The following is a 24,548-nucleotide window of genomic DNA, read 5'->3' on the forward strand; positions in this document are numbered from 1 at the left end:
ATGATCATCACAGATGAAGAGTTGATGGCCTTGCTGGAGTCTGATGACAGCCAGGAGCCAACGTTTTACCCGGTCAGCGTCTATGCCCTGGACGCCGTCTCCCATCAGGCGGTCAAGGGGGCGGGCCTGCCGGCCTATGCCAATCTGCACCGCACCCGACCCGATGCCGGCTGGCAATGGGAAGGACTGTTTGCCGCCGGGGCCATCGCCCTGTTTGATCCTGCCTCTCATCAGGGGGCCGACTATCTGCCTCATCTGTTGGCTCCCGGGGCGGGGATCTATCGCCTCAGCGACCCCTGGCTCGAGGGGTTGCAGGCACGGGAGCAGGGGTGGCGTGCCTGGCTCGCCCAGTGCCAGATCCTGCTGCTCGAAGATCACCCCTTCCAGGGAGCCTGTATTCAGCAGGAGATCCAGGGACTGGGGTTGCCCTGCCACTGGGTTCAGGATGGCGAAGGGTGCCTCAAGGCGCTGGAAGAGGGGGGCGTGAGATTGCTTATCTGTGATCTCAGCCTGGCGGAGCAGGATGCCATCAGCCTGCTGATGAGCCATCCCCAGTATCGCCACAGCGGTCTGCCCATCATCCTGCTCTCCGCTCATGATCAGACCCTGATAGACGGCGCCCGGCGTCTCCTGCACGATGCGGGTTTCAACGTGCTGGCCGCCCTGGCCAAGCCGCTGCAAAGCGATGATCTGCTGCGTCTGCTCAAGATGCTCTATCTTGGCCCCCAGCGTCAGCGCAGGCTGGGCGGGCTCAAGCGCACCGTGCGTAGCTGGCAGGGAGAGGCGAGAGGACAGCTTGGGCTGCTGGCAGATGCGGCCTCCTGCACGCTGCCGATCTGGCTGAGCCTGAGCGGCCTTTCCCCTCACTGGGAGCCGCTCAAGCTCTGGCTCGAGCAGCATGGACGAGAAGCAAGCGAGCTGACCCTGGTCATCCACCGACGGGATCACCTGCTGAGCCAGGCGGACCGTTTCGCCCTGGTGCTGCAGGCGAGCCTCGCGGGGGCCAGACTCGCGCTGCTGCTCGATCATGCCCAGCACCTGCCGTTTGATCTCATCGAGCGTCTGCCGTTGCAATCCCTGCTGCTCGGGCAACACCTGCTGCCCGAGCTGGAGGCGATGGCTGCCGACTCCTTGCTGGCCCGCTTCATCCAGCGCTCCCGGGAGCTTGGCATCGCGCTCTACCTCGACGACCCCTTCAACCTGCAGGATGCCGCCCAGTGGCAGGATCGCGGCGTGGCAGGGCGCTGGTGAATGGCTCGCTATCTTTGCTGGCCGCTCGATGAGACGCGCTTGTGGCAGGGGATGACGGGTTGGACGGCTCCCGCCTCACGGGGCGACCTGCCGATGACGATGGTAGTGGGGGGGCTGATTTGCCGCTTGCAGGAGCTGGCGGGCAGCGACCCGAAGCGAATAAGTGCGGCCTATGACACCCTGAGCGAGCAGAGCGTCTATTTGCGCTTCATGCGGGCCAAGCAGCCTGCGACGGCCGAGCAGCTCGCCTTCTTTCTCGACTACCCCAGAGAACCCCAGATAGGATTGCTGCTGACCGACGAGCAGGGGACACCGCTTGCCATGGCCCAGTCCGTGCGCCGGCGCCTGCACCCGGACAGGGCCGAGTTCTCCTGCATCGTCGCGGATCATTTTCAGCATCGCGGCGCCGGGCGTCGCATCCTGCTGGCGCTTGCGCGACTGGCATACGGGGAGGGGATCCGGGAGTGGACGGCGGAAGTGCTCGGCCAGAATCGCCCCATGCTGGCCCTGCTCAAGGGGCTCGGGTTGCCACTTACCCTGGTGACAGGACGGGAGATGGTCTTTGCCAGGCTGGATCTTGCGCCCATGGCGAGCTTTGTGCTTCCATCGGCCTAAGACCAAGGGCGAATGGGCCGCTTCTTGCTCCTGTGCTAAGGTCAGCCTGTTACCCGTTGGAGGAGAACAACCATGGTGCAGTCAGCCAAACATATCGTGATCCTCACCGGTGCCGGCATCTCGGCCGAATCCGGTATCAAGACCTTCCGTGCCTGTGATGGCCTGTGGGAAGAGCACAGGGTGGAGGACGTGGCCACCCCTGAAGGCTATGCGCGGGATCCCGAACTGGTACAACGTTTCTACAATGCGCGGCGCCATCAGTTGCAGCGCGCCGAGATCCACCCCAATCCGGCCCACTATGCATTGGCCCGGCTGGAGCGCCTGCTGCCGGGGCGCGTCACCCTGGTCACCCAGAACATCGACAACCTGCACGAGAGTGCCGGCAGCAAGAACCTCATCCACATGCACGGCGAGTTGCTCAAGGCCCGCTGCCCGGGCTCGGGTCAGGTGATCGAGTGGCGCGGGGATCTCCATCAGGAAGAGCTGTGTTCCTGCTGCCAGTTCCCCCACCCGCTGCGCCCCCATGTGGTCTGGTTTGGGGAGATGCCCCTCGGGCTTGACCGCATCTACTCGGCCCTGGCCCAGTGCGATCTCTTCATCTCCATCGGGACCTCCGGGGCGGTCTACCCTGCTGCCGGATTCGTCCATGAGGCCGGCCTGAACGGTGCCCATACGGTGGAGCTCAATCTGGAGCCGAGCGAAGTGGGCAGCCAGTTTGATGAAAAACGTTATGGTCCGGCTTCCTTGCTGGTGCCCGCTTTTGTAGATGAACTCCTGCAAAGTTGCGGAGTGCATCAGCCTCTCTCCGTCGAGGGCCATAACTGGATGGAGATGCGGGGCCCCTAATTATTGATTTTTCACACAGTTGCATTGACCCACTGAAATCGCCACACTGGCTCCTAACTTCAAGATGCAGTTGGCACAACATGTCATGAACTTTCCAACGCGCGGGATGGCCTCTCTCCTGCTGGTGTTTTTCTCGTTCGGCACCCAGGCTTCCTCCTCTTCGCTATTGCAACTGATCCTGCCGGACAAGCGGGAAATCACCCTGGATGAGGCGGCGTTGGCCGCCTTGCCACAAGTGGAGTTCGAGACGGCGACGCCCTGGACCCTCGGCACTCACCGCTATCGTGGCCCGACCCTGAAGAGCGTGCTGGCGGCGCAGCAGGTGGATAGTGCCAGCGCCATCGATGTCGCCGCACTCAATGGCTACCAGCAGCGGGTCGATCTCTCCCTGTTTGCCAAGGTGCCGCTGACCCTGGTGCGTTACCAGGATGACAAACCGCTCACCCGTCGCAATAAAGGGCCGCTCTGGCTGCTAGTCCCCCTCTCGGCCCATCCCGACATGGATGTGTCCGCCATCCACAACAACATGGTCTGGCAGGTGATCCGCATCGAGGTTGTCCCGTGACGCGGCGACAGCGAGATAACCTGCTGCTTGCAGCCATTTCCCTGCTGTTTCTCTTCTCGTCCCTCTGGGGGCTGCTGCTGCAGAGTCGGCACGAGCAGCTCGTTGACATGTTCTACCGCAACACCCACTGGAACATCAGCCAGGTAATGCAGGAGTCCCAGCGATTTCTCTATGATGTGCGCCTCTACCGTGCCGGGGCGCTCGACATGGCGGCCCTGAGCCTGGATTACGATCTGCTGTGGAACCGGCTGGATGTGTTCCTGATCAGTACCGAGACCGCCGATGCGCGAGCGAGGCATGGGTTGGGGGAGGTGCTTGAACGGCTCTTTGACGAACTCAAGGCGCTGGATCCCCAGATGCAGTCCGGGGAGCTGAAGAGGGGGAAAGCCCTCGATCTTGCCCTCGTCCGGCTGACCGGTTTGATCCATCAGGTGGAGCAGATTGGGGATCAGATCCTTTCCGGCCAGGAGCGGGAAGCCTCCCTCAACCAGTTGCGGCAGAGCCTGTTCTGGATCCAGATCTGGCAGTTGATCCTGCTGGTGATGGGCTGTGTGCTGGTCTTTGCCCTCATTCGAACCAATCTGCAGAATCGTCGCCTTTCCCTGCTCGATCCCATGACTCGGCTTGGCAACCGTCGGGCCTTGCAGGGGCAGCTCAGGCAATCCCTGCTGCAAGATCGGGTCCAGGCGCTGGCGGTGCTGGATCTGAAGCGGTTCAAGCAGGTCAATGATCTGCTCGGATACCAGGTTGGTGATCGCCTGCTGCAGGCGGTCGCGGCCCGGTTGCGTCAGGCATGCCCCGGCCGTGCGTACCGGTTGGGGGGCGATGAGTTCGCCGTGGTGCTGGACGACGAAGAGGGAGATCTCGATGCCCGCATGGCGGCCATGGTGAGCCTGTTGCAGTTTGAGTTCGTGACCCGGGAAAGCAGCTTTGATCTGGCGTGTCGCTTCGGAGTGGCCAGGTGCGAGGGTGGCGAGGATGCCGATGAGCTATTGGAGCAGGCCATATTGGCATTGAACGAGGCCAAGCGTGAGGGGACCACCCTGGTGTGGTATCAGAGTGCGATGAAGGCTGACCTCCACATGGCCCAGCGGCAGTTGCACCAACTGCGGGAATGGCTGGCGGGGGCCGCCCCTTCACCCCTGGAGACCTTCTGCGAGCCGATGAGAGACGAGCAGGGCGTGCCGGTGACGGCGGTCAGCCTGCGCTGGCGGGTGAGCCAGCAGCCCTGTGACGTGGGCTGGATGCAGGAGCGTGGTGTCCTTGGGCCCGTGATGGCGCGATGGCTGACAGAAGAGCCATGCAGTGGCACCTTGCTGGTGATGCTTCATCAGCCTGCCCAGCTGGCCCCTCTGCTGGCGAGCCTGCCCCCCTTGCCACAGGGGAGGCTGATCCTGGCATTGCCTGCGCTGATACAGGATGCCACCCTGCTTGAGAAGGTGCGCGAGTGTGGTTGCATGCTGGCGCTGAGCGAGCTTGGCAGCAGCGCCCCCGAACTGCTGCAGGCGGGCTGGCCAATTCGCTACTGGCTGCCAGCACCCTCCGGGTACGAGGTGCTGCTCCAGCCGTTGGCAACGGCGCTGGGGCTGCTGCGCCTGGCTCCCCGGGGAGAGGCGCAGCAAGAGGATGACCTCAAGCTAAGTTGAGTGGTGGCTTATGCAGTCTCGGGGCCGATGCCAAGGAGACAATACACAGAAGGGCGGCTCATGGCCGCCCTTCTGCTGCTTGCTGGCACTTAAACTGGTTTGCTGTCCGGTGAGGAAAAGGGAGCGCAGGAGTGTCTGATCACCAGGTCCGGATCCACGGTGATCATGCGGTTCGCGATAGGCTCGCCGTTGATACGCGCCAGCAGCCGGGTGACGGCGAGGCGGCCCAGCTCCTCTTTCGGTTGATTGACCGTGGTGAGCGGGGGAGACATGAACTGGGCCAGCGCCACGTTGTCATAGCCGACGATGGAGAGATCGCGGGGGATCACCAGCCCCGCCTGATGGGCGGCACTGATGACCCCCATGGCCATCATGTCGTTGCAGACAAATAGCGCGGTGGGACGCTCTGGCAGTGCCAGCAGGCGGGTCATGGCGGCGGCGCCGCTGGCGCAGTCAAAGTCTCCCTCCTGGATCCAGCCCGGATTGACGGTGAGCCCGGCCTCCTGCATCGCCTGCTCGAAACCCGCCTGTCGCTGGTTGGCCGGGGCCCGGCTGTGGGGCCCCGTGATGCAACCGATGGCAGTGTGACCCAGCCCCAGCAGGTGGCAGGTTGCCAGGTAGCCGCCGCGATGGGAGTTGTCGGCGATGAGATCCACCTCGCCGTTCTCCATGCCCCAGTCCATCACCACCACCGGCAGGCTCTTGAGCCAGTCGAGCTGGTTGAACACCTCCTGCTGCCCTTCGCTGCACATGATGAGCAGGCCGTCGACCCGTTTCCTGAGCATCATCTTGAGGTAGGAGAGCGCCGTCTCGGCCTGTCCTTCGGTGTTGCCCAGCATCAGGTTGTAACCCTGCTCGAAGCAGTAGCGCTCCACCCCGCGCACCACCTCGGCGAAGAAGGGGTTGCTGGAGGTGGTGACCAGCATGCCGATGCTGTTGGTCTCCTTTACCTTGAGGCTGCGGGCCACCAGGCTCGGGGCATAGTTGAGATCGCGCATGGCCGCGAAGACCCGCTCCCGGGTCTCTTCGGCCACGAAGCGGGTCTCGTTGATGACGTGGGAGACAGTGGTGGTCGACACCCCCGCCAGCGCGGCCACCTCCTTGATATTGGCCATCAGTGCCCCTGCGCAGTCTGTTCAAGGAGGAAGGCATCGACCTCCTGCTTGCTCGGGATGGAGCTTTGGGCACCAAACCGGGTGACGGAGAGTGCCGCCGCCCCGTGGGCAAAGCGTACGGCAGCGTCAAAGTCGGCGCCGGCGAGCTCGGCCGCCAGGAAGGCGCCGTTGAAGGTATCCCCGGCCGCCGTGGTATCCACCGCCTTGACCCGAAAACCCGGCATGAGCGCCTGTTGCTGCCCCTTGCTGCAATAGACCCCTTGAGACCCCAGGGTGATCATCACCTCATCGATGCCCATCTGGTGGAAGCGGGCGGCAGCCTCACGGGCGCTCGCTTCGTCCGTCACCTTGATGCTAGTCAGCAGCTCGGCCTCGGTCTGGTTGGGGGTGATGAGGTCCACCAGCGCCAGCAGATCCCTTGAGAGCGGGCGCGCGGGGGCGGGGTTGAGCACCACCCGGGTGCCGTGGGCACGAGCCAGACGGGCCGCTTCTTGCACGCTCTCGAGCGGCACTTCCAGTTGCAGCAGCAGGGTGTGGGCGGCGGCGATCATCGCCTCGTGACCTTGCACCACGGTCGGGGTGAGGGCGCCATTGGCTTCGGCGGAGATGCCGATGCTGTTTTCCCCCTCGTCGCTCACATAGATGATGGCGATGCCGGTCGGGAGCCTGGGGTCGAGTTCGACGGCGCTGACATCGATGCCGTCGTTGGCAAACCCGGTTTTCATCTGGTGGCCGATGGCATCATCACCGATGCGGGCGATGAAGGAGACAGGGGCGCCGAGGCGGGCGGCGGCCACCGCCTGATTGGCACCCTTGCCGCCGGGAACGACCTGATAGCTGTGGCCGGTCAGGGTTTCACCGGGGCGGGGAAAGTGGGGGACGCGCAGCACATGATCCGCATTCACGCTGCCGAGGACTACGAGACGATTCATTCCTATCACCCTTGGTTGAGTACATCCTGGTCTGGGTGGGCCCAGACCAGGCGGCACTGGCGGAAAAAGAGAGGGGAGGCGAACCTCCCCCAACAACTTACTTGTTGACGATTTGCAGCGGTACCGGGATGGATTTTTCCACCGGTTGACCCTTGAGCACCTTGTCGGCGGTTTCCACGCCGATGGCGCCGATGAGGGCGGGCTGCTGGGCCACGGTGGCGGCCAGTTTACCCTTGGCCACGGCGGCTTTGCCATCGTCGGTGCCGTCAAAGCCCACGATCATCACCTCTTTGCCGGCGGCCTGCACGGCGCGGATGGCACCCAGCGCCATCTCATCGTTCTGGGCGAACACCGCCTGCACGGTCGGATGGGCGGCCAGCAGGTTCTCCATGACGTTCAGGCCCTTGGTGCGGTCAAAGTCGGCGGGCTGGGAGGCCAGCACCTGCAGTTTGTTGGCGGTGACCGCCAGGGCGAAGCCTTCGCCGCGATCACGGGCGGCGGAGGTACCTGCGATCCCTTCCAGCTGGATCACCTTGGCGCCGCTGCCCAGCTTCTCGGCGATGAAGTCGCCAGCCAGCTTGCCACCGGCCACGTTGTCGGAGGCGATGTGGGCCTTGACGTCACCCTGGGCTGCGCCGCGGTCCAGGGTCAGCACCGGGATGTTCGCCTTGTTGGCCAGGCGAATGGCGTTGCCCACCGCTTCGGAGTCGGTCGGGTTGATCAGGATGGCATTGACCTTGCGCACGGTGAGGTCTTCCACGTTGGAGAGCTCCTTGGCCGGGTCGTTCTGGGAGTCCAGCACCACCAGATCGTAGCCAAGCTCCTTGGCCTTGGCTTCGGCGCCCTCCTTCATGGTGACGAAGAAGGGGTTGTTGAGGGTGGAGACCACCATCGCCAGGGTGTGATCCGCGGCCTGGGCGGTGCCCAGCACGGACATGATGGCGGCAGCGAGCAGGGTATTGAGCTTTTTCATCATTTCATTCCTTGTGTGTGGCGTGGCTTGTTAACGGTTGCTTTTGTTATCGATCATCACGGCAAGCAAAATCACGCTGGCCTTGGCGATCATCTGGTAATAGGAGCTGACGTCGAGCAGGTTGAGGGCATTGTTGAGGAAGCCGATGATGAGGGCACCGATCAGGGTCCCCATGATGCGGCCCTTGCCCCCCATCAGGCTGGTGCCCCCCAGCACCACGGCGGCGATGGCATCCAGCTCGTACCCCATGCCGGCAGTGGGCTGGGCGGAGGAGAGGCGGGATGTGACGATGAGCCCGGCCAGTGCCGACAGCATGCCGCACAGACCATACACCGCGAGCTTGACCCGATCCACATTGATACCGGAGAGGCGGGTGGCCGATTCGTTGCCGCCGAGGGCATAGATGTAGCGGCCCAGGCGAGTGTGGTTGAGCAGGTACCAGGCCAGCAGGAAGACGATGGCCATCAGCCAGATGGGCACCGGCAGACCCAGCAGGTAGCCGGTCCCGAGCCAGGCGAAGTGATCGGCGCCGTCACTGAAGCCGGTGGAGATGGGGCGCCCCTCGGTGTAGACCATGGTGACGCCGCGCAGGGCGGTCATGGTGACCAGGGTGGCGATGAACGCCTGTACCTTGCCCTTGGCGATGATGAGGCCGCTGATGCTGCCAAGCAGGGCGCCGGCACCCAGGGTGAGGGGGATCACCAGGCCGATGGGCAGCTCCATGGCCACCATGGTGGCGGCCAGGGCGCCGCACAGGGCCAGTACCGAGCCGACCGACAGATCGATGCCGGCGGTGAGGATGACCAGCGTCATGCCGACCGCCATGATGGCGTTGACCGATGTCTGGCGCAGGATGTTGAGCAGGTTGTCGGCGGTGAAGAAGTTGGGGCTCAGGAAAGAGACCACGCCGATCAGCACCAGCAGCGCGACCAGGGACTTGTTCTCGATCCACCAGGCCTTGCTCATGACGCCGCGGCGGGAAAGGGTTTGGGTTGTCATTGTGCTGCCTCTTGCTCTGCTTGCCACTGTTTACCGACTGCCGCCGCCATCAGCTTCTCCTGATTGGCATCGCGGGTGTTGAATTCTGCGCTGATGCGCCCTTCGTGCATCACCAGGATGCGATCACTCATGCCGAGCACTTCCGGCATCTCGGAGGAGACCAGGATGATGCTCATCCCCTCCTTCTTGAACTGGTTGATGAGCTGATAGATCTCCTTCTTGGCGCCGACATCGACGCCGCGGGTCGGCTCATCCAGGATCAGCACCTTGGGCCGGGTCAGCAGCCCCTTGGCGATGGCCACCTTCTGCTGGTTGCCGCCGGAGAGGAGCTTGATCAGCTGATCCTGACTCGGGGTCTTGATGTTGAACAGACGCACATAGTCTCCTACCGCCTGGCGCTCGGCCTTGCCGTCAATCTTGCCGCCACGAATGAACTCGCCGAGGGCGCACAGGCTCATGTTTTCGCGCACCGACAGCTCCAGCACCAGGCCGTCGCCCTTGCGATCCTCGGAGATATAGGCGATGCCAGCGGCCAGACCATCGGCCGGGCTTCTGGGTACCAAGGCGTGGCCATCCACCGTCACCTGGCCAGCGCTGATGGGGCTGGCACCGTAGATGAGCTTCATCAGTTCGGTACGACCGGAACCCATCAGGCCGCTAAAACCCAGAATTTCCCCCTGACGCAGGGAGAAACTCACCCCGCGCACGCCGGGACCGGCCAGATCCTTCACCTGCAGGCTGACGGGGCCGAGTTCGCGCTCAAGGCGCGGATACTGCTCTTCCAGCCGACGGCCCACCATCATCTCGATGATCCTGTCTTCATCGAGATCGCTCACCGCCTGCTCGCCTATCCACTTGCCGTCCCGCAGCACGGTGACCCGATCGCAGATCTCGAAGATCTCTTTCAGGCGGTGGGAGATATAGACGATGCCGCAGCCCTGCTCGCGCAGTTCGCGAATGACGGTGAAGAGCTGCTCGGTCTCGGTGTCGGTGAGGGCATCGGTGGGCTCGTCCATGATGATGACGCTGGCATCGAACGACAGCGCCTTGGCGATCTCCACCATCTGCTGTTCACCGATGGAGAGACTTCCGAGTCGGGTATCCGGGCCGTGTTTGACGCCAAGCCGTGCCAGCAGGGTGCTTGCTCGTTCGCGCAGTTGCTTGTGGTCGATGCTGCCAAAACGGGTACGGGGTTCGCGGCCGAGGAAGATGTTGGCGGCAATCGACAATTCCGGCAGCAGGTTCAGCTCCTGGTGGATGATGCTGATCCCCTGATCCTGGGAGTCGCGGGGGCCCTTGAAGTGAACCGGCTGGCCGCGATAGCTGATGCTGCCCGAATCGGCCTGGTAGATGCCGGTCAGCACCTTCATCAGGGTCGACTTGCCAGCGCCGTTTTCGCCGAGCAGGGCCATCACCTGGCCCGGATAGACCCGAAGACCCGCTTCGTCGAGGGCGCGTACCCCGGGGAAGGTCTTGACGATCCCGGTCAGCTCCAGAATGGGTGAGAGGGGGGAGGTTGTGCTCATTTGCAGCTTCCTTGAAGAGGCCTTCTTTGAAGAATTCAGAACGCCACACCGGCGCAGAGGATCAGGTTGGCGTAGGGAGTCACCTCGCCGCTGCGCACGATCGCCTTGCTCTGGCGGGAGCGGGTTTTGAACTCCTCATGCAGGCAGTATTCGATGGCGATGGGCTTGCCCTGGGCGGCTGCGTGGGCCTCAAGCTGATCCACCAGCGCCTGATGGGCGGCGGGACTGATCTGCTTGATCTCTGTTGCCATGATCACCTTCTCCACCACCAGATCGGTGAGCAAGGCGGTCAGCACGGTTTCAAGGCTGGGGGTGCCCGCCATCAGCGCCAGATCGATGCGCTCGGGGCCTGCCGGAATGGGCAGGCCCGCATCGCAGACGGTGATCTCGTCGGTGTGGCCCATCTGCGCGACCAGCGCGCTTAAGGGAGCATTGAGCAGCTTGCCTCGTTTCATACAGCACCTCGGCGGCCTGGGACCGCATATGGATATTGAGTTGGGCAATCGGTTACGCAACCGGTTGCGTCATTAGGGCGAAAGATAGGTGTTAACCGTTAACGGGTCTAGGCAGTGATGACGAAAATGTGAAAACGATCTCAGTGACAGGGCAATTTCAGAAGAAACGGGTGCCAGAAGAGCACCCGTCTGAGAGGCGTCGCTGGATGTTGCCCGTACAAAAAGGCGTACCCGGCGCGAGGAGATCAGAGGGCGAGCGCCGCCTGGACTGCGGGGCGGGCCAGCATGCGCTGATAGTGATCCGCCACCTTGGGAAACTCGCTGATGGCAACCCCGTCGCTCTCGAGCCAGCCTGCAATCACGAAGAGGTAGATGTCGGCCAGGCTGAAGCGCTCCCCCAGTACCCAGGGGCCGGCCAGATAGTGGCGCTCAATCTGGTCAAAGCCATCGCGCATGTTCTGGGGCATCTTGGCCTGCATGGCAGCCATGGCCTGTTCATCGTCGGCCCAGCGGCCGGGACGGCGTCCATGGGCATGGGCGACATGGACGGTGGAGACGAGGAAACTGTGTACCTCCTGCATCCTGGCCAGGAGGAAGGGGTCATCCAATGGGGCCAGCCCGGCGTTAGGAAAACGCTGGGCCACGTAGAGCAGCAGGGCCGGTGTTTCGGTCAGCACGCCATGCTCCGTCACCAGTGCCGGGACTCGCCCCTTGGGATTGATGGCGAGGTAGTCGGGGCTGCGCTGTTCACCAGCGGCCAGATCCAGGCGCTTGACAAGGTGAGGGGCACCGGCCTCCACCAGAGCGATGCGTACCGCCATGGCACAGGTACCGGGGGCAAGATAGAGCGTCAGTTCGGACATGACCGTTTTCCTTGTGTGAGAGAGAAGAGCCAGTGGACATCTCGTCCGCCAGCGCGCGCCATCATCCTACTCCCGTTGGACAGAGGGGCCAAGGGTGAGGGGAACTTCATCAAGAAGGGCTGCAAGGCCTTTGGTATCAATGGCTTTCTGAACGGAAGATAACAGGAAAAACGGCTACGCATGCCGGTTCAAACCGCTATAATGTGCCACCTTGGATCAGTCGTCAGTGAATGTTGGACAGTCAATTGAGTAATAGAATGCGGATCGGTGGAACCCTCGAACAGTCCCTCAGCCAGGGATATCGTCTGGACCTGCAAGGGGTGTTGAAAGAGGGGTGGCAACAGACTCGTCGCACCGGTTTCGGATTGGCGCTGGCCATCGCCGGGGTCATGGCAATCTGGATCCTGCTGAGCAATACCTTGCTGACGCCCTATGTCGCCCGTGAAGGAGGGGATATGGATATGGCCCTGATCCTGAGCCTGCTGGTCACGGTGATCATGTCACCCATGACCTCCTCCCTCGACATGCTGGGGTTGCAGCAGTCGGTGGGGGTACGCGCCCGGCCGAGCCAGGTGTTCGACTTCTTCCGCCACTTCCTGCGCCTGGGCAGCCTGAGTCTGCTCGGCAGCCTCATCACCAGCCTGTTTGGACCCCTGTTCGAGCTGCTGGGCGTGCCTGTGATGCTGGCCTTCATCCCTTCCGCCCTGGTGGGCATGGGGCTGGTGTTTACCGTACCTCTGGTGCTGGAGCGCGATCTTTCCCCGGCTCAGGCCATTCTGGTCTCCCTCAAGCTCTTTGCCCGGGGCTGGCCCAGCATAGTGCTGCTGCACGGGGTCATGCTGGCACTCTTCTTCCTGGCGCTCATCCCCATGGGGCTGGGACTTATCTGGGTGGCGCCGCTCTACTTCAACTGCAAGGGCATTCTCTACCGGGATCTGTGTGGGGTGGCAGTCGAAGTGACCGAGGTTGCCAGTGGCAACGACGGGCAGGGCCCGGATCATTTCAACGCATAACGGGATACCAGGGGATCAGCCGGTGTCGACCCGCCCGGAACATGATGCAAAAGGATGGCATATGAACAAGCGATACGGGATGGCGGCGCTCCTGCTGATGCCCATGCTGGGACAGGCTGAGCCGTCCCTTGAACTCGACTACGGCACCTTCTACAGCCAGATGAAGACCTTCGCCAAGGGGGAATTTGGCCATGCCAGACTGGGCTTTTATCTGGCCAGTCAACAGAACGGTCGGCGATGCGGGCTCACCTCGGCCCGGGTCTCGACCCCGGACAGGGATGTGCCCGCCGAGGTCACGGTGGATGGCGAACTGCGTCTGCCCTATGACGAAGATCTCAACCTCGACAAGGCGATCGTGGTGGTGGGGCTCACCGAGGCCCACGCCGCCTGCGATCTGTCGGTACAGGTGATGGCTGACGCCCCCGCCACACCCGAGGTGCCGCTGGCCGAGCTCGTCTCGCGCCAGCAGCAGATGCAGCGATTGCTCGACAAGATGGCCGGCATGGTCGGCCAGTATTTCCTGCCCAAGATGGAAGGGGTGAGGATCTCCATGGTGGCGCCCGCAGGCACAGCCTACCTTGTGGAGGGTGCCCGTCAGGAGGCCGTCTCCTGGCAGCAGGGGCAACTGCTGCTCAGCAATGCGCAGCTGAAGGGGTTTGCCCAGGGCAAGCTGCAACTGCAAGGGGAGAGCCTGCGCCTGACCCCCTGGCTGCACAAGGAGTAGCGACCCGAGTCCGCAGATTGCCAGAATGAAAAAAGGAGCGCCTGGCGCTCCTTTTTTGTGGGTGACGGGGCTTAGCGCACCTCAATCACGTCCAGCATGTCCATCTCGTCGATGTCCAGCAGCGGCGCCTTGGGCAGCTCGGGCGGATCAAATGCCTTGTCGCCACCATCGATGATGCCGGAGTCGCGGTTGATGCTCTTGAAGTCAAACAGCTGGTGATCGAGCAGGTGGCTCGGGATCACGTCCTGAATGGCGGTAAACATGGTCTCGAGACGGCCCGGGAAGCGGCGATCCCACTCCTGCATCATCTGCTTGATGGCCTGGCGCTGGAGGTTCTCCTGGGAGCCGCACAGGTTGCAGGGGATGATGGGGAAGGCCTTGACCTCGGCATAGCGCACCAGGTCTTTCTCCTTGCAGTAGGCCAGGGGGCGGATCACCACGTTCTTGCCATCGTCGCTCACCAGCTTGGGGGGCATGGATTTGAGCTTGCCACCGTAGAACATGTTGAGGAACAGAGTCTCGAGGATGTCGTCACGGTGATGGCCAAGGGCGATCTTGGTGCAGCCCAGCTCCTGGGCGGTGCGATACAGAATGCCGCGGCGCAGGCGGGAGCAGAGCGCGCAGGTGGTCTTGCCCTCCGGTACTTTCTCCTTGACGATGGAGTAGGTATCTTCTTCCACGATCTTGAAGTCGATGCCGAGGGTGCTCAGGTATTCAGGCAGCACGTGCTCGGGGAAGCCGGGTTGCTTCTGATCCAGGTTGACGGCCACCAGATCGAAATGGATGGGGGCGCTGGCCTTCAGGCTCATCAGGATGTCGAGCATGGCAAAGCTGTCCTTGCCGCCAGACAGGCAGACCATGATCTTGTCACCCTCTTCAATCATGTTGAAGTCGGCGATGGCCTGGCCCACGTTGCGCCGCAGGCGTTTCTGCAGCTTGTTGAAACTGTATTTCTCTTTGGCGTTAAGCTCTTCTAGCATGGCCTCAAACCCGGGACAAAAATAAGCGGCTTATTATAGCCATGTCCCGGGGGAGGGCAAGAAACGCTTATGCAGGATGACGCCTGTCATCCACAGGGCAGCTGTAATCGTCGGGTTTGAGGATGAGAATGTCGCAGTTGAGCCTGTCCACCACGTGCTCGGCGGTGTTGCCAAGCAGGGCGGCAGAGAGGCCGGTACGGCCGACGCATCCCATGATCATCAGGGTGGCATTCAGATCGTCCGCCATGTCCGGCAGCACCTCCTCCGGCAAGCCTTCCGCCACCTTGGTCCACATGTGGTTGATGCCGAACTGATCGGCATGCTCCCGCAGCAGATCTTCATGGTGTTTGCGAATGGCATCGTTGTAGGCGTTGGGATCGAACTCTGGCAGTTCGATGGCGACATTGACCGGAGTGCCCGGGTAGGTGTTGACCAGATAGAGACTGGCACCAAGCAGCTCGGCGATGGCGATCCCCTCGCGGGTGATCCGCTCGTTGAGCACCTTCTGCTCCTTGTCATCGCTCGAGCAGTTGATGGCGGCAATCAGGTTGCCCCCCCGTTGCCAGTGCCCTTCTTTTACCAGCAGAACCGGACAGGGGCATTTGCGCAGCAGGTGCCAGTCGGTGGGGGTGAAGATGAAGGTTTGCAGGAAGGAGTGTTTGTGAGTCGCCTTGACGACCAGATCGTGACGCTGTTCCAGCACTTCCTGAATGACGCACTCGAAGGGACGGTTGTGCCAGAGCACTTTCACTTCGCATTCCAGCCCTCTGGCCCGATAGGGAGTGAGGATCTCGTCGAGCCACTCCCGACGCTGGGCGATGACACCATGGCGCATCTCTTCCCGCTCGTCTGCCGAGAGCATGGCGGTCATCTCGTAAGAGAAGTCGTAAATCGTCAGGAGCAGGGTCAGCTGGGCGCCCTCATCCAGCTCGGCGACCTTGACCGCGCGCTCGAGCGCGATCTGGCGCTCCTCCTCGGGATTGATCACCACCAGAATGTTTCGGTACTTGACCATGTTCTCCTCCTTGGCAAAAAGGCCAATGATGGCAACTCTTTAGCTATTACAGCTTAGTCCAAGGGGGGAGGCGGGAAGGTGTGCCGGATCAAATTTCAGGGTGATCCGATCCGGCAAAAAAGGGAATAAACGGGGATTAACCGCAGGGAGGACGAGTGGCTCCGGCCATGACGCCCAAGGCAACGTTGTCCAGTACAGTAATGTATTTGCCTTTGACGCTGATGAGACCGGATTTCTGGAAACGGCCCAGCAGGCGGCTGATGGTCTCGACGGTGAGACCGAGGTAGTTGCCGATGTCCCCACGGGTCATGGAGAGGCGGAACTCCTTGGCGGAGAAGCCGCGCTCGGAGAAACGAACCGAGAGATTGTGCAGGAAGGCAGCGAGGCGCTCTTCGGCGTTCTTTTTGGAGAGCAGCAGTATCATCTCCTGATCGCCCATGATCTCGTTGCTCATCAGCCGCATGATCTGCTGGCGCAACTTGGGCATCTTGCCTGAGAGGTCGTCGAGCACATCGAACGGGATCTCGCACACCATGGCGGTTTCCAGCGCCTGGGCGAAGGAGGGGTGAGACTGCTTGTGGATGGCGTCAAAACCGACCAGATCACCGGCCAGGTGGAAGGCGGTGATCTGTTCGTCACCCTGTTCGGTGATGGTGTATGACTTGATGGTCCCGGAACGGATGGCATAGAGCGATTTGAGCTCGTCGCCGGCCTTGAACAACTCTTCACCCTTCTGGATCGGCTTTTTGCGCTCGATGATGCTGTCCAGCTGATCAAGCTCGTTGTCGTTCAGGGTGAAGGGGATGCAGAGCTGGCTGATGCTGCAATCCTGGCAATGAATTGCACAGCCACCGCTCTGAATACGTCTGCCAGGTTTCTTGTCCGGGATCATAGGCTCAAATGAATAATTGATTTATATCAAACAAGTTTACCACCATCTCATCCGTTTTGGATAGGGTTTCAAAAGGACGCCATCCCGATCCAGAGGGTGTGGATCCCGTAGGCAATAAGTAGCAAGGCGCCCCCCAGGCGCAGGCTGCGCAGGGTGAGCCAGTAGCGCAATCGGTCTGCCAGCCCCCCCAGCGCAAACAGGGTCGGCAGGGTGCCGAGGCCGAAAAAGAGCATGGTGAGCGCCCCGCCACTCGCGGAGCCTGCGGCAGCGCTCCAGGTCAGCATGGAGTAGACGAGGCCGCAAGGGAGCCAGCCCCAGACCATGCCAAAGGGGAGGGCCTGCCAGGTTGATGTAAACGGGAGAAACCTGCCTGCCAGCGGCTTGATGAGAGGCCAGAACTTCGCACCGATGCGCTCGAGCAGCAAGACGCCATGCCACCAGCCAGCCAAGTAGAGGCCGAGCGCTATCATCAGCAGGGCTGCGATGAGGCGAAGCCCTGCCAGGGCGTGTTTGCCAGCGCCTATCTCCGTGGTGGTGGCGAGCAAACCGCCCACCAGCGCCCCCGCCAGCACATAGCTCAGGATGCGCCCCAGGTTGTAGTTGAGCAGATAACCGAGCCTGCCCCAAAAATGCTGCTGCTCGGCAGGTATGGCCATGGAGAGCGCTGCGGACACGCCGCCGCACATGCCGATGCAGTGGCCGGCACCGGCAAGCCCGACCAGCAGGGCGCCCATGAGGTCAAGGCTGCTGGTCATGAGGCCTGCTTTCCTGTTCTGCTTGTTGTTCAGGGGAGGGCAAGGGGCGCTGCTCCTCGTCAAACAGGATGTTGGAGCCCTGCCTGTCGAGATCCTCGAACTGCTCGGAGCGGATGGCCCAGAAGAAGACGGCTCCTGCAATGACAACGAACAGGATGGCGATGGGGATGAGGACGAAGATGATGTTCATGGCGCGGACCCTGTGGTGAAAGGGGGATGATAACCCGGCGAGGCAAGAGGTACCGCCACCCGGGAGGATGCCAGACGGCTGCTCACCGGTTGAGCCGCATGGAGTTGGTGACCACGATTAGGGAGCTCAGGGACATGCCTGCCGCCGCCAGATAAGGGGGGAGCCAGCCACTGGCCGCCAGCGGCAGCACAAGCAGGTTGTAGCCGATGGACCAGGCAAAGTTCTCCTTGATGATCTTGCGAGTGCGCAGGGCCAGGGCCCGGGCGGCCAGCAGACGGGAGAGATCGTCGGCCAGCAGGATGGCGTCGGCGCTGTTCTTGGCAAGATCCGTTCCCCCCGCCATGGCAAAGGAAGCGTGAGCGCCGGCCAGCACAGGGGCGTCGTTGATGCCATCTCCCACCATGATGCTGATATCCCCGGCCGCTTCCCGGGCCTTGAGATAGGCCAGCTTGCCGTCCGGGGTGACCCCTTTTACCAGCTCATCGACCCCCAGCTCGCGGGCTACCTCGTCGGCCTGGGCCGAGCTGTCGCCGGTGAGGATGGTGGTCTTGAGGCCGGCCGTCTTGAAGGCCTGGATCAGTGCCTTCGCATCGGGGCGCAGCGTGTCGGCCAGGATGAAACGGGCCAGCAGTCCGTGTTCATCGGCCAGATAGATGGCCAGCCCTTGAGCGGCATTCTCTTCCTGCGCCAGTTCGAGCCAGCGTGCACTGCCGATGCGGTAATGCTTGCCCTCAATCACTCCCTGCACGCCGTGGCCGATGACGGGGGTGACGTCGCTGGCGGCGAGCGGCACCCCGTCCGCCAGTGGTTTGCTTCGAAACGCACGGGCGATGGGATGCTCGGAGTAGGTCTCCAGGGCCTGGGCGAGTGCGAGGCAGCGGGTTGCGTCGAGCTCGCCGAGGGGTTGGGTGCTCATCAGGCTGATGTTGCCCGTGGTCAGGGTCCCCGTCTTGTCCATCACGATGCGGTTGGCTCGGGTCAGAATGTCCAACACGTGGCCGCGGCGCAGCAGAATGCCGCTGCGGGTCAGGTTGGCAGTGGCCGAGGTCAGTGCGGTCGGGGTGGCCAGCGAGAGGGCGCAGGGACAGGTCGCCACCAGCACCGCCAGGGTGACCCAGAAGGCCCGCTCGGGCTGATGAAAATGCCAGAAGGTCCAGACCGCGGCCGCAATGATCAGGAGCACCAAGATAAAGTGGCGCGACAGCACGTCCGCCAGTTGGGCGATGGCGGGCTTGTCGTCCAGAGCATGATCCTGCAGGCGCATGATCTGGGCGAGACGCGACTCTTCAATGGGATGGCTGACCCGGATCTCCAGGGGGGCATCGGTATTGATGGTGCCTGCATAGACGGGATCCCCGGCCTGCTTGAGCAGAGGCAACTGTTCGCCAGTCAGCATGGATTCGTTGAGGCTGGCCTGGCCCAGGGTGACGATGCCGTCGGCTGGCAGAGTGGCCCCCGCGAGTACCCGCACCCTGTCTCCGACTCGCAGCGTCTTGGCGGCCACCTCGTGTTCGCCGTCATCATCGATGCGGGTTGCCATGATGGGTACCAGGCGCGCCAGGTTGGAGCTCGACTCCGACGCCTTGCGCCTCGCTCGCAGTTCCAGCAGACGGCCCAACAGCAGGAAGAAGACGAACATGGTGATGGAGTCGTAATAGACCTCACCCGTGTTGAAGACCGTGGCCCAGATGGAGGCGACGAAGGCGCCGATCAGTGCCAGCGACACCGACACATCCATGGAGAGGTGCCCCTGCTTCAGGCTGCGCCATGCCCCCACGTAAAAAGGCTGGGCCGAGTAGATCATGATGGGGGTGGAGAGCAGGAGGCTTATCCACTTGAAGTAGATCATGAACTCCTCTTCCACGCTGATGAAGAGGTCCATGTAGAGTGCCACGGCGCACATCATCACCTGCATGGATCCAAGCCCGGCCAGCGCCATGCGGAACATGTAGCTGCGCACCTCTTTGGCGTAGAGTGCTTCCTGCTGATGAGTCTGGAAGGGATAGGCGCGATAGCCGACCCTGGCAAAGCCCTTGAGAATGTCGCTCAACGAGAGCTGGGCCGGATCCCACTTGATGCGGGCGCGATGGGTGGTGGTATTGACGTTGATGTAACGCAGACCGCGCAGGGTCATCAGGTGCCGCTCGATGAGCCAGGCACAGGCGGCGCAGGTCAAGCCTTCCACCGTCAGCTGGATCTCGCGCGTAGTTTCGCGACCCGTACCGGTGTCGGTGACGAACTCCTGCTGCACCTCCGCCAGATCGTAGTGGGTGAGGGCGGCGAGCTCTTCGGGCACCAGCTCCCCCTTGATGCCGGGAGCGGTGCGGTGTTCGTAATAACTGGCGAGGCCGCATTCGAGAATGGTCTGTGCCACGGCCTGGCAGCCAGGGCAGCACATCGGCTGAACGATGCCTTTGATCTCGAGAGTAAAGTTACTGCCAGTGGGAACCGGTTCACCACAGTGAAAACAGCCGGTCATGGTGATCATCCCTCTTTGATGCAGCCCTGCAGGCCGGGTCGGGGAGAAGGGCGGCTGACCGGCGTGCCGATCACCCTGCCTTCGTGATTCAACGTCCCTTGGGATCGAGCTCAATCGCTGCCTGAGTCGGCAGTTGTGCCGTCTCCTGGAGGCGCCACTCATGGTTGAAGGCATCGACCCGCACGTGCCACTTGCCGGTGAGGGGCTTGTCCAGCATCAGGCGATAGACTCCCTTGCCATCGGCCGTCAGCAGATGTTCGCTGTCCAGGCCCGCCAACGTGGGATGAAACAGGGAGAGGTGCAGTGCTTGTCCTGGTGGGATCTTCCCTGCCAGGGGAGTCAAAGTCAGCTCTTTGTCGCTGACATTGAGGGCGATACGGATGCCGAGCGCCTCGGCGCGATCGAACTTGCTGAGATCCTGGTTAATCTCCTTGCCCTGCTTGTAGTAGTCCTCCGCTACCAGGTTGACCCCATCCTTGCTGGCAATGATGGCGGTGGCGATGCTGCCTACCACGGCGGCGCAGGGGAGGGCGATGATGAACCAGGGCCAGAATTGGCGATACCAGGGTTGGGTCATGATGCTACCGAAACAAATGGTTAACGAAATGGCGGTAATTCAGCCAACACAAGATAACAAAAAGCCTCGAAGAGTCGAGGCTTTTTGCTGATTAATCACGTGCTTATCACATGTTACTGCTGATTTTGCCGATCGTTGTGGGACAAGCTGTAAACGTAGGAGGCGAGCAGGTGTACCTTGTCTTCCCCCAGAATGTCCTTCCAGGCCGGCATCACGCCGTGGCGCCCGTGGGTGATGGTCTGTTCGACCACCTGACGGGAGCCGCCATAGAGCCAGATGTTGTTGGTCAAGTCGGGGGCGCCGAAGGCGATGCCGCCCTTGGCATCCGGGCCGTGGCAGGCGGCGCACATGGCAAAGCGTGCTTCCCCTTTCTTGGCTTCCACCAGATCAACCTTGCGACCGGAGAGGCTCAGCACATAGGAGGCCACCTCCTTCACCCCGTCCTGACCCAGGATCTCGCCCCAGGCGGCCATGATCCCCTGACGACCGCCCATGATGGTGGTCTTGATCTGGTCGGGGGCGCCGCCCCACTGCCATTCGCTGTCGGTCAGGTTCGGGAAACCGCGGCCACCGCGGGCATCGGAGCCATGACACTGGGAACAGTTTTGCAGGAACAGGCGCTGACCCACCTTCAGGGCTTCCGGATCCTTGGCGATCTCGGTGATCTCCTTGTAGCTCTTGCCGTCAGCCTGATAGGTCAGCTCGCGGAACTTGGCGCCGTAGATCTCGTCGGCCTTGGCGAGTTCCCGGTCGTATTCCACCGCGCGTCCTTCGGCCTTGGCAGACTCGGCCGCCGCCTTGGACTCGGCCAGGGAACGCACATCCTGGTTGGAGCTCTGCCAGCCCAGCAGACCCTTGAAGTTGCCAAGGCCCGGGAAGGCGAGCAGGTAGATGAGCCCGGTGACGATGAAGAAGAGGAACATATAGGACCACCACTTCGGCAGGGGATTGTTGATCTCCTCGATGCCGTCGAAGGTGTGACCCATGGGTTTGCCCTCTTCGGCCCCCATCTTGTCCTTCATGCACCAGGCCAGCAGCAGGAAGCAGCCGAGAATGGTGCCAAGGCTTATGACGGTCACAAAAATGCTAAACAGAGTGCTCATTATTGCTTCGCTCCTGCGTTCTTGTTATCAGCACTGGGTTGCTCGTCATCGGCAAAAACCAGGTTGGCGGCCTCGTCGAAAGAAGCCTTGCGGCGCTTGCTGTAGGCCCAGACGATGATGCCAATCATGATGACCATCAGCAGCAGGGTGTACAGGCCGCGAAATGTGCCGTAATCCATATCCCGACTCCTTATTTCAGGGCATGGCCCAGTGATTGCAGATAGGCGATCAGCGCATCCAGCTCGGTCTTGCCCTTGACGGCCTCACCGGCACCGGCGATGTCGGCATCGGTGTAGGGCACCCCGAAGTGATCCCGGAACAGAGCCAGCTTCTTGCCGGTCAGCTCGCCGTTCAGCACATTGGTCTCGAGCCAGGGGAAGGCCGGCATGTTGGACTCGGGCACCACGTCACGCGGGTTGATGAGGTGGGCGCGATGCCAGTCATCGGAGTAGCGGCCGCCGACCCGGGCCAGATCCGGGCCGGTACGCTTGGAGCCCCACAGGAAGGGGTGCTCCCACACGCTCTCGCCGGCAACCGAGTAGTGGCCGTAGCGTTCGGTCTCGGCGCGGAACGGGCGGATCATCTGGCTGTGGCAGACGGTGCAGCCTTCGCGGATGTAGATGTCGCGTCCTTCCATCTGCAGGGCGGTGTAGGGTTTGAGGCCCTCCACCGGCTCGTTGGTCTGCTTCTGGAAGAACAGGGGGGTGATTTCCACCAGGCCCCCCAGGCTGATGGCGAAGATGATGCCAATGACCAGCATGGGGACGCTTTTTTCAAAAATCTCGTGACGGTTGTTGTTGCTCATGCTTTAAACCCCTTCAAATCAGGCTGGCTGTGCGACGGGTTCCAGGGAACCCTTGGGCGCAGTGACGGTGCGATAGGCGTTGTAGGCCATCAGCAGCATGCCGGTGACGAAGAAGCAGCCACCCAGGAAGCGCACGAAGTAGAAGGGATAGGAAGCTTGCAGCGCCTCCACGAAGCTGTAGGTCAGGGTGCCGTCGTCGTTGACCGCACGCCACATCAGTCCCTGCATCACACCGGAAATCCACATGGCGACGATATAGAGCACGGTGCCCACGGTGGCCAGCCAGAAGTGGACGTTGATGAGCTTGATGCTGTACATGCGCCCCTGCCCGAACAGGTTCGGGATCAGGTGGTAGACGGCACCGATGGACACCATGGCAACCCAGCCCAGGGCACCGGAGTGAACGTGACCGATAGTCCAGTCGGTGTAGTGGGAGAGGGCGTTGACGGTCTTGATCGCCATCATGGGGCCTTCGAAGGTCGACATGCCGTAGAACGACAGGGAGACGATCAGGAAGCGCAGGATGGGGTCATAACGCAGCTTGTGCCAGGCACCCGAGAGGGTCATGATGCCGTTGATCATGCCGCCCCAGGAGGGCACGAACAGGATGAGGGACATCACCATGCCCAGCGACTGGGCCCAGTCAGGTAGGGCGGTATAGTGCAGGTGGTGCGGACCGGCCCAGATATAGAGGGAGATCAGCGCCCAGAAGTGCACGATGGAAAGGCGGTAGGAGTAGACGGGGCGACCCGCCTGCTTGGGCACGAAATAGTACATCATGCCAAGGAAGCCCGCCGTCAGCAGGAAGCCCACCGCGTTGTGGCCATACCACCACTGCACCATGGCATCCATGGCGCCGGAGTACATGGAGTAGGACTTCATGCCGGAGAGGGGCACTTCCATGTTGTTGACGATGTGCAGCACGGCAACCGTGATGATGAAGGCACCGAAGAACCAGTTCGCCACATAGATGTGGGAGGTGGTGCGCTTGACCAGGGTGCCGAAGAAGACGATGGCATAGCTCACCCAGACCACGGCGATGGCGATGTCGATGGGCCACTCCAGTTCGGCGTACTCTTTGGAGGTGGTGTACCCCAGCGGCAGCGAGATGGCTGCAGACAGAATGATCGCCTGCCAGCCCCAGAACACGAAGGAGGCGAGGGGACCACCAAACAGTCGGACCTGACAGGTGCGCTGCACCACGTAGAAGGAGGTGGCCATCAGGGCGCTGCAACCAAATGCGAAGATGACCGCATTGGTATGCAGGGGACGCAGACGGCTGTACGTCAGCCAGGGGGTGTCGAAGTTGAGGGCAGGCCAGATCAGCTGGGCTGCAATCAATACACCCACCGACATGCCGACGATACCCCAGACAATCGTCATGACGGTGAACTGGCGCACAACGGTGTAGTTGTACTCAGGGTGGTTTGTTGTATGGCTCATCGTTGTATTCCGCTTCCGATGCTGTTGTTTGTGTTGCCCGGTGTCCTGGGCCATTTTCACCCCGGTTTTGCAAAATCCTCTCGTTAACATCTGTTAATAAAAGGAAAAGCAAAAGGTGGTTAAATGAAAATCCATTGAGAATGATACTGAAATGACCGGTAAAATAACAGTACAAACAGTGATATATTTGGCTCCAGCGGGTCTCATGTCCGCCAGTTTTTACCTTGCGCCAGATCACGAAAATTACATTTTCAAAGTACCTTACAGAGCTGTTTTTTCATGAAAGAGAGACTCACTTCACGCAAAATCGTCCACCTGTCCATGGTGCTGGTCATTTTGCTCTCCCTGATGGCCTATCGAACCTGGTTTTCAGGCACTGGAAGCGATCATAAAGAGGGCACCAATGTTCAGATTTGTGATCTGTCCCACAGCCCCTGCCGCCTCATCGTCGGGGATCGCCCGCTGACGGTCAGCATCGATGGCTTGCCGATCCGCCCTGAACATGACTTTGTCCTGCGCCTTCAAGGGGGTGTGCCGGCCATCACGCCGGTCAAGGCCTGGCTCGAGGGCAAGGAGATGTTCATGGGGCTCATCCCCGTGCAGTTTGAACCCAGCCAAGCGGGGTGGCGAGGGGTGACCCAGGTGGGAAGTTGTACGACCGAGGCGATGGACTGGCTCCTGACCATCGAGTGGAGCAATGGCCAGCGCCATCAACTGACGTTGGGCGCGGCACGTTGAATGGACTCTCATCGGGACCCAGGAGGGGGGATAATTGAAAATTGATTT

Annotated in this window: 26 protein-coding genes; 8 read left to right on the forward strand and 18 right to left on the reverse strand. The window is 61.7% G+C overall.

Features of this window, described 5'->3' with window-relative positions:
- The 5 genes from AB5Y68_RS12140 (at position 1) to AB5Y68_RS12160 (ending at position 4,923) form a co-directional block, all read left to right on the forward strand.
- Positions 1–1,251 (forward strand): response regulator, encoded by a 1,251-nt coding sequence (locus AB5Y68_RS12140; protein WP_039040767.1) that lies wholly within the window; start codon positions 1–3, stop codon positions 1,249–1,251.
- Positions 1,252–1,866, forward strand: a complete 615-nt coding sequence (locus tag AB5Y68_RS12145; RefSeq protein WP_039040768.1) for a GNAT family N-acetyltransferase — start codon at positions 1,252–1,254, stop codon at positions 1,864–1,866. It begins immediately after the preceding gene.
- A 72-nt stretch (positions 1,867–1,938) separates the two neighbouring features.
- A complete protein-coding gene (cobB, locus tag AB5Y68_RS12150; RefSeq protein WP_010674794.1) occupies positions 1,939–2,712 on the forward strand; it encodes a Sir2 family NAD+-dependent deacetylase in 774 nt (257 codons plus the stop codon).
- 106 nt (positions 2,713–2,818) lie between these two features.
- Complete coding sequence (locus AB5Y68_RS12155) at positions 2,819–3,277, forward strand: hypothetical protein (protein WP_080770069.1); 459 nt, start codon at positions 2,819–2,821, stop codon at positions 3,275–3,277.
- Positions 3,274–4,923, forward strand: a complete 1,650-nt coding sequence (locus AB5Y68_RS12160; RefSeq protein ID WP_039040770.1) for a GGDEF domain-containing protein — start codon at positions 3,274–3,276, stop codon at positions 4,921–4,923. The genes AB5Y68_RS12155 and AB5Y68_RS12160 overlap by 4 nt, the downstream gene beginning before the upstream one ends.
- An 89-nt stretch (positions 4,924–5,012) precedes the next feature.
- Here the strand turns inward: AB5Y68_RS12160 and AB5Y68_RS12165 are convergent, their stop codons facing one another.
- The 7 genes from AB5Y68_RS12165 to AB5Y68_RS12195 all read right to left on the reverse strand — a co-directional run bounded on the left by AB5Y68_RS12165 (position 5,013) and on the right by AB5Y68_RS12195 (position 11,786).
- Entirely contained in the window at positions 5,013–6,038 is a 1,026-nt protein-coding gene (locus AB5Y68_RS12165; protein WP_039040771.1) for a substrate-binding domain-containing protein, read from the reverse strand.
- The gene (rbsK, locus tag AB5Y68_RS12170; protein WP_039040772.1) at positions 6,038–6,970 is read right to left on the reverse strand and encodes a ribokinase; all 933 of its coding nucleotides are present in this window, start codon (positions 6,968–6,970) and stop codon (positions 6,038–6,040) included. Before rbsK ends, AB5Y68_RS12165 begins: the two co-directional genes overlap by 1 nt.
- A 97-nt stretch (positions 6,971–7,067) precedes the next feature.
- Entirely contained in the window at positions 7,068–7,943 is an 876-nt protein-coding gene (rbsB, locus tag AB5Y68_RS12175) for a ribose ABC transporter substrate-binding protein RbsB (RefSeq protein WP_039040773.1), read from the reverse strand.
- A gap of 30 nt (positions 7,944–7,973) precedes the next feature.
- Positions 7,974–8,942, reverse strand: coding sequence for a ribose ABC transporter permease (gene rbsC, locus AB5Y68_RS12180; protein ID WP_039040774.1), 969 nt, complete (start codon positions 8,940–8,942; stop codon positions 7,974–7,976).
- Entirely contained in the window at positions 8,939–10,468 is a 1,530-nt protein-coding gene (rbsA, locus tag AB5Y68_RS12185; RefSeq protein WP_039040775.1) for a ribose ABC transporter ATP-binding protein RbsA, read from the reverse strand. The genes rbsC and rbsA overlap by 4 nt, the downstream gene beginning before the upstream one ends.
- A gap of 35 nt (positions 10,469–10,503) precedes the next feature.
- Positions 10,504–10,923, reverse strand: coding sequence for a D-ribose pyranase (gene rbsD, locus AB5Y68_RS12190; protein WP_039040776.1), 420 nt, complete (start codon positions 10,921–10,923; stop codon positions 10,504–10,506).
- 245 nt (positions 10,924–11,168) lie between these two features.
- Positions 11,169–11,786, reverse strand: coding sequence for a glutathione S-transferase family protein (locus AB5Y68_RS12195; protein ID WP_039040777.1), 618 nt, complete (start codon positions 11,784–11,786; stop codon positions 11,169–11,171).
- Between the two features lie 257 nt (positions 11,787–12,043).
- Between AB5Y68_RS12195 and AB5Y68_RS12200 the strand changes: the two genes are divergently transcribed.
- On the forward strand, positions 12,044–12,799 hold the full coding sequence (locus AB5Y68_RS12200) for a hypothetical protein (RefSeq protein ID WP_052258877.1): 756 nt from the start codon (positions 12,044–12,046) through the stop codon (positions 12,797–12,799).
- A 61-nt stretch (positions 12,800–12,860) separates the two neighbouring features.
- Positions 12,861–13,523, forward strand: coding sequence for a DUF2987 domain-containing protein (locus AB5Y68_RS12205; RefSeq protein ID WP_039040779.1), 663 nt, complete (start codon positions 12,861–12,863; stop codon positions 13,521–13,523).
- A gap of 71 nt (positions 13,524–13,594) precedes the next feature.
- On the opposite strand, the gene ttcA is transcribed toward AB5Y68_RS12205, so the two are convergent.
- The 11 genes from ttcA to ccoN all read right to left on the reverse strand — a co-directional run bounded on the left by ttcA (position 13,595) and on the right by ccoN (position 23,762).
- On the reverse strand, positions 13,595–14,503 hold the full coding sequence (gene ttcA, locus AB5Y68_RS12210; RefSeq protein WP_010674783.1) for a tRNA 2-thiocytidine(32) synthetase TtcA: 909 nt from the start codon (positions 14,501–14,503) through the stop codon (positions 13,595–13,597).
- A gap of 67 nt (positions 14,504–14,570) precedes the next feature.
- A complete protein-coding gene (gene uspE, locus AB5Y68_RS12215; RefSeq protein ID WP_039040780.1) occupies positions 14,571–15,518 on the reverse strand; it encodes a universal stress protein UspE in 948 nt (315 codons plus the stop codon).
- Positions 15,519–15,654: 136 nt separating this feature from the next.
- Positions 15,655–16,410, reverse strand: coding sequence for an FNR family transcription factor (locus AB5Y68_RS12220; protein ID WP_039040781.1), 756 nt, complete (start codon positions 16,408–16,410; stop codon positions 15,655–15,657).
- 68 nt (positions 16,411–16,478) lie between these two features.
- Complete coding sequence (locus AB5Y68_RS12225) at positions 16,479–17,165, reverse strand: sulfite exporter TauE/SafE family protein (protein WP_039040782.1); 687 nt, start codon at positions 17,163–17,165, stop codon at positions 16,479–16,481.
- Complete coding sequence (gene ccoS, locus AB5Y68_RS12230) at positions 17,149–17,355, reverse strand: cbb3-type cytochrome oxidase assembly protein CcoS (RefSeq protein WP_039040783.1); 207 nt, start codon at positions 17,353–17,355, stop codon at positions 17,149–17,151. Before ccoS ends, AB5Y68_RS12225 begins: the two co-directional genes overlap by 17 nt.
- 82 nt (positions 17,356–17,437) lie before the next feature.
- Positions 17,438–19,834: a heavy metal translocating P-type ATPase gene (locus AB5Y68_RS12235; RefSeq protein ID WP_039040807.1), complete on the reverse strand. Its 2,397-nt coding sequence runs from the start codon at positions 19,832–19,834 to the stop codon at positions 17,438–17,440.
- A gap of 88 nt (positions 19,835–19,922) precedes the next feature.
- Positions 19,923–20,411, reverse strand: a complete 489-nt coding sequence (locus AB5Y68_RS12240) for a FixH family protein (RefSeq protein ID WP_039040784.1) — start codon at positions 20,409–20,411, stop codon at positions 19,923–19,925.
- A 113-nt stretch (positions 20,412–20,524) separates the two neighbouring features.
- On the reverse strand, positions 20,525–21,514 hold the full coding sequence (ccoP, locus tag AB5Y68_RS12245; protein WP_039040785.1) for a cytochrome-c oxidase, cbb3-type subunit III: 990 nt from the start codon (positions 21,512–21,514) through the stop codon (positions 20,525–20,527).
- Positions 21,514–21,693, reverse strand: a complete 180-nt coding sequence (locus AB5Y68_RS12250; RefSeq protein ID WP_010674775.1) for a CcoQ/FixQ family Cbb3-type cytochrome c oxidase assembly chaperone — start codon at positions 21,691–21,693, stop codon at positions 21,514–21,516. Before AB5Y68_RS12250 ends, ccoP begins: the two co-directional genes overlap by 1 nt.
- Before the next feature lie 11 nt (positions 21,694–21,704).
- Positions 21,705–22,319: a cytochrome-c oxidase, cbb3-type subunit II gene (ccoO, locus tag AB5Y68_RS12255; protein ID WP_039040786.1), complete on the reverse strand. Its 615-nt coding sequence runs from the start codon at positions 22,317–22,319 to the stop codon at positions 21,705–21,707.
- Positions 22,320–22,337: 18 nt separating this feature from the next.
- Positions 22,338–23,762, reverse strand: coding sequence for a cytochrome-c oxidase, cbb3-type subunit I (ccoN, locus tag AB5Y68_RS12260; RefSeq protein ID WP_010674773.1), 1,425 nt, complete (start codon positions 23,760–23,762; stop codon positions 22,338–22,340).
- Between the two features lie 279 nt (positions 23,763–24,041).
- Here ccoN and AB5Y68_RS12265 point away from each other — a divergent pair, with 279 nt between their 5' ends.
- Positions 24,042–24,500: a hypothetical protein gene (locus AB5Y68_RS12265; RefSeq protein WP_039040787.1), complete on the forward strand. Its 459-nt coding sequence runs from the start codon at positions 24,042–24,044 to the stop codon at positions 24,498–24,500.
- Positions 24,501–24,548: the final 48 nt, after the last annotated feature.

It is taken from the genome of Aeromonas sp. R6-1, assembly GCF_040908165.1.
Taxonomy (GTDB): Bacteria; Pseudomonadota; Gammaproteobacteria; order Enterobacterales; family Aeromonadaceae; genus Aeromonas; species Aeromonas caviae.

Excerpts from the sequence above, each read along its gene's own strand:
- rbsD (WP_039040776.1), bottom strand. The coding sequence starts at position 10,923 with ATGAAACGAGGCAAGCTGCTCAATGCTCCCTTAAGCGCGCTGGTCGCG.
- AB5Y68_RS12240 (WP_039040784.1), bottom strand. The coding sequence starts at position 20,411 with ATGACCCAACCCTGGTATCGCCAATTCTGGCCCTGGTTCATCATCGCC.
- AB5Y68_RS12165 (WP_039040771.1), bottom strand. The coding sequence starts at position 6,038 with ATGGCCAATATCAAGGAGGTGGCCGCGCTGGCGGGGGTGTCGACCACC.
- AB5Y68_RS12200 (WP_052258877.1), top strand. The coding sequence starts at position 12,044 with ATGCGGATCGGTGGAACCCTCGAACAGTCCCTCAGCCAGGGATATCGT.
- AB5Y68_RS12140 (WP_039040767.1), top strand. The coding sequence starts at position 1 with ATGATCATCACAGATGAAGAGTTGATGGCCTTGCTGGAGTCTGATGAC.
- AB5Y68_RS12250 (WP_010674775.1), bottom strand. The coding sequence starts at position 21,693 with ATGGATTACGGCACATTTCGCGGCCTGTACACCCTGCTGCTGATGGTC.
- rbsA (WP_039040775.1), bottom strand. The coding sequence starts at position 10,468 with ATGAGCACAACCTCCCCCCTCTCACCCATTCTGGAGCTGACCGGGATC.
- AB5Y68_RS12145 (WP_039040768.1), top strand. The coding sequence starts at position 1,252 with ATGGCTCGCTATCTTTGCTGGCCGCTCGATGAGACGCGCTTGTGGCAG.
- rbsK (WP_039040772.1), bottom strand. The coding sequence starts at position 6,970 with ATGAATCGTCTCGTAGTCCTCGGCAGCGTGAATGCGGATCATGTGCTG.
- AB5Y68_RS12220 (WP_039040781.1), bottom strand. The coding sequence starts at position 16,410 with ATGATCCCGGACAAGAAACCTGGCAGACGTATTCAGAGCGGTGGCTGT.
- AB5Y68_RS12205 (WP_039040779.1), top strand. The coding sequence starts at position 12,861 with ATGAACAAGCGATACGGGATGGCGGCGCTCCTGCTGATGCCCATGCTG.
- rbsC (WP_039040774.1), bottom strand. The coding sequence starts at position 8,942 with ATGACAACCCAAACCCTTTCCCGCCGCGGCGTCATGAGCAAGGCCTGG.
- AB5Y68_RS12195 (WP_039040777.1), bottom strand. The coding sequence starts at position 11,786 with ATGTCCGAACTGACGCTCTATCTTGCCCCCGGTACCTGTGCCATGGCG.
- ccoN (WP_010674773.1), bottom strand. The coding sequence starts at position 23,762 with ATGAGCCATACAACAAACCACCCTGAGTACAACTACACCGTTGTGCGC.
- AB5Y68_RS12155 (WP_080770069.1), top strand. The coding sequence starts at position 2,819 with ATGGCCTCTCTCCTGCTGGTGTTTTTCTCGTTCGGCACCCAGGCTTCC.
- AB5Y68_RS12225 (WP_039040782.1), bottom strand. The coding sequence starts at position 17,165 with ATGACCAGCAGCCTTGACCTCATGGGCGCCCTGCTGGTCGGGCTTGCC.
- AB5Y68_RS12235 (WP_039040807.1), bottom strand. The coding sequence starts at position 19,834 with ATGACCGGCTGTTTTCACTGTGGTGAACCGGTTCCCACTGGCAGTAAC.
- uspE (WP_039040780.1), bottom strand. The coding sequence starts at position 15,518 with ATGGTCAAGTACCGAAACATTCTGGTGGTGATCAATCCCGAGGAGGAG.
- ccoO (WP_039040786.1), bottom strand. The coding sequence starts at position 22,319 with ATGAGCAACAACAACCGTCACGAGATTTTTGAAAAAAGCGTCCCCATG.
- ttcA (WP_010674783.1), bottom strand. The coding sequence starts at position 14,503 with ATGCTAGAAGAGCTTAACGCCAAAGAGAAATACAGTTTCAACAAGCTG.
- AB5Y68_RS12265 (WP_039040787.1), top strand. The coding sequence starts at position 24,042 with ATGAAAGAGAGACTCACTTCACGCAAAATCGTCCACCTGTCCATGGTG.
- ccoP (WP_039040785.1), bottom strand. The coding sequence starts at position 21,514 with ATGAGCACTCTGTTTAGCATTTTTGTGACCGTCATAAGCCTTGGCACC.
- ccoS (WP_039040783.1), bottom strand. The coding sequence starts at position 17,355 with ATGAACATCATCTTCGTCCTCATCCCCATCGCCATCCTGTTCGTTGTC.
- rbsB (WP_039040773.1), bottom strand. The coding sequence starts at position 7,943 with ATGAAAAAGCTCAATACCCTGCTCGCTGCCGCCATCATGTCCGTGCTG.
- cobB (WP_010674794.1), top strand. The coding sequence starts at position 1,939 with ATGGTGCAGTCAGCCAAACATATCGTGATCCTCACCGGTGCCGGCATC.